Here is a 4,788-nt window from a genome sequence, read left to right on the forward strand (position 1 = left end):
GCCGACTGATTGCCGCCGCGCGAATGTCCCAAAAGGGCAACCTCCTCGACACCTTGGCTCTGCAGCCAGCCGAGCCAAGCGCCGATCTCGCCGACCGCGTCGGTGTGCAGGTGGGTATGGGGCACCGCGCAGTCGTACATGCCGCTGCGATTGTCGAGACCGAGACTCAGGGTCATGGAGAGCGAGCTGATCCCGCGTTCCTGCAAGGCCGATTGCAGGGTCTGCATGATCTCCATACCGCTGTGGGCGAGTGTGCCGTGGGTCATGAGCACCACCGGGCCTTGTTGCCAGTCGGCGCCGATCGTCTCAAGGTTAGCGTTCAGGACGAGACCCCGATCGGTCAGGGTGACCTCTTCGGCAGCAGCGGTTCCGGCCACCAGTGCAATGGCGAGCGTGAGTCCGGCGCTATGCAGGCGATGGTTCATGCGATGGTCTCCGTGCGGTTGATGAATCGGTTAGATCGGGTCAGCCGAGCGCTTGGCGAAGATCGGCGATCAGGTCCTCGGCGTCTTCAGCTCCGATGGAGAGTCGCAGCATGGCGTCTGAGATGCCACGCCGGGCGCGCTCCTCGGGGGTGAGGTCATGATGGGTCGTCGTCCAGGGCTGGGTGACGACGCTCTCGACCCCGCCGAGGTTTCCGTAACAAATCAATCCGCCCCCTTGCTGTGTGTGCGTTTCTACAATGCGCTTCGACCCCTTTTTCCCCAGCCAGTTAGGGAGTCCGCAAGTCCGACGTCCCTGAGCTATATTTAATATCGGCGCGAGATACTGCTCGATCGTTCTCCCGAAACGCCGCGCGGACAGCGTCTCGATTCCCAAGTCAGACGCAGCCCCGGTCGGCCTGCCGACGCACAAGATCGGAAACGGTTGCTGCCCAAGGGGAGGAAACCGTCAATGCAGTCCGGTATCTCGCTGTCCAGCAACCGCTTGCTTCGGGAGCCTCGGGACTTCTCGCTCGTTCTGGGCGGTCCGCTTTACCAGCTTCTTTGCCGCGCGCACCTCTCCGACGATGCGTTGGGTCTGGTGCGCCAACGCATTGTCGTCTTCTCGCTCCTTGCGTGGCTGCCGCTCTTGGTTCTTTCGGCCGCGCAGGAACAGGCGCTAACAGGTGCGACCATCCCCTTCCTGCTGGACGTCGAGGTTCACGCCCGCTTCCTGGTGGCGATTCCGTTGTTGATCGCGGCGGAGCTGGTGGTGCACCAGCGCATGCGTAACGTCCTAAAGCAGTTCCTGGAGCGCCAGCTGATCCCGGCAGACGACATGACACGCTTCGATGCCGCCATCGAGGCGGCACTTCGGCTGCGCAACTCGGTGCTCGCCGAGGTGTTGCTGATTGTTTTCGTGTACATCGTCGGGATTCTGGTCGTCTGGCGCCACTATTTAGCCATCGATACGGTCACCTGGTATGCGCAGCCCTCCGGCGCGGGCTCGACACTCACGCTCGCCGGAATCTGGTATGCCTACGTGAGTCTGCCGTTGTTTCAGTTTCTCTTTTGCCGTTGGTACTTTCGACTGTTCATCTGGGCGCGCCTTCTCTGGCAGGTCTCCCGAATCAAGTTGAACCTGGTACCTGCACATCCGGATCGCGCGGGCGGGCTCGGCTTCCTCTCCAATACGGTCTATGCCTTCGTCCCGCTCGCGCTGGTCCATGGCGTTATGGCGGCCGGCCCCCTCGCCAACCGCATCTTCTACACCGGCGCACGTTTGCTCGACTACAGGGTCGAGATCGCCGTGCTTCTCGTCTTGCTGCTGTGCATCGTCCTTGGCCCGCTTCTGGTGTTTGCCCCGGCGCTGGCGCAGACCAAACGGGCGGGCTTGCTGGACTACGGCACCCTGGCGCAGCGTTATGTGCGCGAGTTCGATGCCAAGTGGCTGAGGGGCGGCGCGTCGGCGCAAGAGTCGTTGGTGGGCAGCGGCGACATCCAGTCGCTCGCCGATCTGGCCAATAGCTTCGAGTTGGTAAAGACCATGCACATCGCCCCGGTGACGAAGGAGGCGATCGTCCAGCTCGCCGTCGCGACACTGTTGCCGATTCTGCCTCTGGCACTGACCTTGATGCCGCTCGAAGAGCTTCTCGCCACGTTGTTCGGTCTACTGTTCTGATGGCCTATCCTAATTTCCAAGAGCGAGTAACCATCCATGACGACAATCACCCCGCGTTGGGAATGGCGTTGGTTCGGTCGGCGCTTTGGTGCAGCGGAGGCACGGCTTGCGGCGCTGGCGCCGGAGGGCGTGCAGGAGAGCGACGAAATCTATCTGCTGGCCGGCGCCGGCGATAACGTGAAGGTCCGGGCAGAGCTTATTGACATCAAGGTGCTGCGGCAAGTCAATGCCGATGGTCTCGAGCAGTGGACACCGGTCATGAAAGCCGGGTTTCCGCTGCCGGCGACCGAAGCGGCCAAGGTGTTCGAATCCCTCCGGCTGCCGGTGCCCTCGTTATCCCGCACCAGCTATGGGATCGATGAGCTCGTCACTGAGCTCGCCAAGCCGGGCGGTGCGGTTCGTCCTGTGAACGTTCATAAGCGGCGCGTCCGCTACAAGATCGGCGGCTGCATGGCCGAATGCTCCGATGTGGTTGCGAACGGCAGGCCGACCCGTACCATCGCCGTGGAGTCGGAGGATGCGCAAGCCGTTGTGCGCGCTGTCCGCGAGCTCGGCTTGGCCGGCTACGCAAATACCAGCTACCCACGCGGGCTGGCGGCCCTGATCGACGATGCGCCGGCGCGCTACGCGGTGATCGACGTCGGCACCAACTCGGTCAAGTTCCATATCGGCGAACGCGACCGCGACGGGCATTGGCACAGGGTTGTGGACCGCGCGGAGATGACGCGCCTCGGCGAGGGGTTCGGGCAGCAGCGCGTCATCACAGCCGCCGCGCTCGAGCGGACTGCCGACGCGATCGCGGGCATGGTCGACGAAGCGAAGCGGCAGGACGTCGCGGCGATCACCGCGGTCGGCACGGCCGGGTTGCGGATCGCTTCCAACGGCCGGGAGGTCGTGGCCGCAATCAGGACGCGGACGGGCCTGGACATCGAGGTCATCTCCGGCGAAGACGAGGGCCGCTTTGCCTATCTGGCGGCCAGGTCCGGGCTTGGCGCGGTTTCAGGTTCGCTCGTCGTCTTCGATACCGGCGGCGGCAGCTCGCAGTTCACCTTCGGGCACGACTCTAGTGTGGACGAGCGTTTCAGCGTCGAGGTCGGCGCGGTGCGCTATACGGAACGCTTCAAGCTGGACGGCTCCGTTTCGCTCGACACACTGCACGAGGCCATGGCGGCGATTGCGGCCGACCTGTCGCGTATCGACGGCCGCCCGGTTCCGGACCGGTTGGTCGCGATGGGTGGTGCCGTCACCAACATGGCGGCGGTCAAGCACCGGCTGGCCCCTTACGATCCGAACGTCGTTCAGGGCACTGTCCTCGACCGCGCGGAGATCGAACGCCAGATCGAGCTCTATCGATCGCAGGACGCCGAGTCCCGTCGCGAGATCGTCGGTCTTCAGCCAAAGCGTGCGGAAGTCATCCTCGCCGGTGCCTGTATCGTGCGGACGGTGATGGAAAAGCTCGGGCAGGAGAACCTGACCGTGAGCGATCGGGGCCTGCGCCATGGGGTGCTGTCCGAACGGTTCGATGCGTGAGCCGAGAGTGCATTTCCGGCAGGGGCCGCCGGCGGGATCCGCCGGTCTGCGGGTTCGAACGACAAGAGGACAGAAGACAATGACAACCGAAACAACCGGGAAGGTCGATTCCACAAGCACGCCGCCGGCCTTTTCCTCCCCGGAGGTAAAGAAGATCCTTCAGCTCGCCAAGGGCTCAAAGAGCATTGAGCTCAAGCTGTCGGTGCCCCTGACGGAGCACAGCGCCACCATCAAGGGGATCGGGCTTGACCCGGTCGAGGCGGAGCCGCGCCAGGTCTACTTTTTCGACACGCCCGACCTCGCCTTGAATCAAGCCGGCCTGATCGTCCGGGCCCGGCGAATCCAGGGTGGACGCGCCGATACGGTCGTCAAGCTACGCCCGGTCGATCCGGAAACGATCGACGCCGAGCTCAGTCGCTCGGAGAGCTTCAAGATCGAGTTGGACGTGATGCCGGGTGCGTTCGTGTGCTCGGCGTCGTACAAGGGCGTGTGCAGTGGCCAAGAGGTGCTCGACGTCGCCGCCGGCGAGGCCCCGATCCGCCCCCTATTCTCCAAGGAGCAACGCGCTTTCTACGATGCCCACGCCCCCGCGGGCATCGAGATGAATTCGCTGAGCATCCTGGGGCCAACCTTCTTACTCAGGGCCAAGCACCGCCCCAAAGACTTCGATCGGAGCATCGTCGTCGAGATGTGGCTTTATCCAGACGGCTCGCGCATCTTGGAGATTTCCACCAAGTGCCTGCCCTCCGAGGCATTCCAGGTCGCCACGGAATTCAAGGTCTACCTCGGGGAAAAGGGCATCGCGATCGGCGCAAGTCAGACGACGAAGACCAATGCCGCGCTTGAGTTCTTCAAGGCCAGACTTGAGTCGGGGCTCCCTGTCGGCTGATCTGCAAGAGACGGTTGACCTACCGCGATAACCTCGCGCCGGGCTTTCCATACGATCCCAAGGCAGCTCTCGTATGTCTCTTCATCTCCGCCCCCGAGGTGGTGCCCATGTCGCACTCACGACCCTGTGTCTTCGCTCTTCCCTGGCTGTGGCTCCCGATCGCCATTGCCCTCGCACCGATGCTCGCGGCGCAGGAGCCCGATACCGCGGCGGCGCCCGCCGATGAGCCGGATGACCCCATCCTGAGTCAGGCCCTGACCCCCTGG

At 63.7% G+C, this 4,788-nt stretch carries 5 protein-coding genes; 3 read left to right on the top strand and 2 right to left on the bottom strand.

The genetic code is table 11. The features are described 5' to 3' along the window. Both BLV04_RS23995 and BLV04_RS25820 read right to left on the bottom strand, forming a co-directional pair. Nucleotides 1–425: alpha/beta fold hydrolase (locus BLV04_RS23995; protein ID WP_503660767.1), on the bottom strand; the 425-nt coding region annotated here is incomplete at its 3' end. A gap of 40 nt (nucleotides 426–465) precedes the next feature. Further along, entirely contained in the window at nucleotides 466–651 is a 186-nt protein-coding gene (locus BLV04_RS25820; RefSeq protein ID WP_245732021.1) for a PLP-dependent transferase, read from the bottom strand. 243 nt (nucleotides 652–894) lie between these two features. Between BLV04_RS25820 and BLV04_RS24005 the strand changes: the two genes are divergently transcribed. From BLV04_RS24005 to BLV04_RS24015, 3 genes are all read left to right on the top strand, one after another. Continuing rightward, nucleotides 895–2,103, top strand: a complete 1,209-nt coding sequence (locus BLV04_RS24005; protein WP_093038641.1) for a hypothetical protein — start codon at nucleotides 895–897, stop codon at nucleotides 2,101–2,103. Nucleotides 2,104–2,139: 36 nt separating this feature from the next. Next, complete coding sequence (locus BLV04_RS24010) at nucleotides 2,140–3,633, top strand: Ppx/GppA phosphatase family protein (protein ID WP_093038643.1); 1,494 nt, start codon at nucleotides 2,140–2,142, stop codon at nucleotides 3,631–3,633. A 79-nt stretch (nucleotides 3,634–3,712) separates the two neighbouring features. Next, nucleotides 3,713–4,522, top strand: coding sequence for a CYTH domain-containing protein (locus tag BLV04_RS24015; protein WP_093038645.1), 810 nt, complete (start codon nucleotides 3,713–3,715; stop codon nucleotides 4,520–4,522). Nucleotides 4,523–4,788: the final 266 nt, after the last annotated feature.

Source organism: Thiocapsa roseopersicina (assembly GCF_900106925.1).
GTDB classification, from domain to species: domain Bacteria; phylum Pseudomonadota; class Gammaproteobacteria; order Chromatiales; family Chromatiaceae; genus Thiocapsa; species Thiocapsa roseopersicina.

Bases quoted from the DNA above. Each gene is read 5' to 3' on its own strand.
- BLV04_RS24010 (WP_093038643.1), top strand. From the start codon at position 2,140: ATGACGACAATCACCCCGCGTTGGGAATGGCGTTGGTTCGGTCGGCGC.
- BLV04_RS24005 (WP_093038641.1), top strand. From the start codon at position 895: ATGCAGTCCGGTATCTCGCTGTCCAGCAACCGCTTGCTTCGGGAGCCT.
- BLV04_RS24015 (WP_093038645.1), top strand. From the start codon at position 3,713: ATGACAACCGAAACAACCGGGAAGGTCGATTCCACAAGCACGCCGCCG.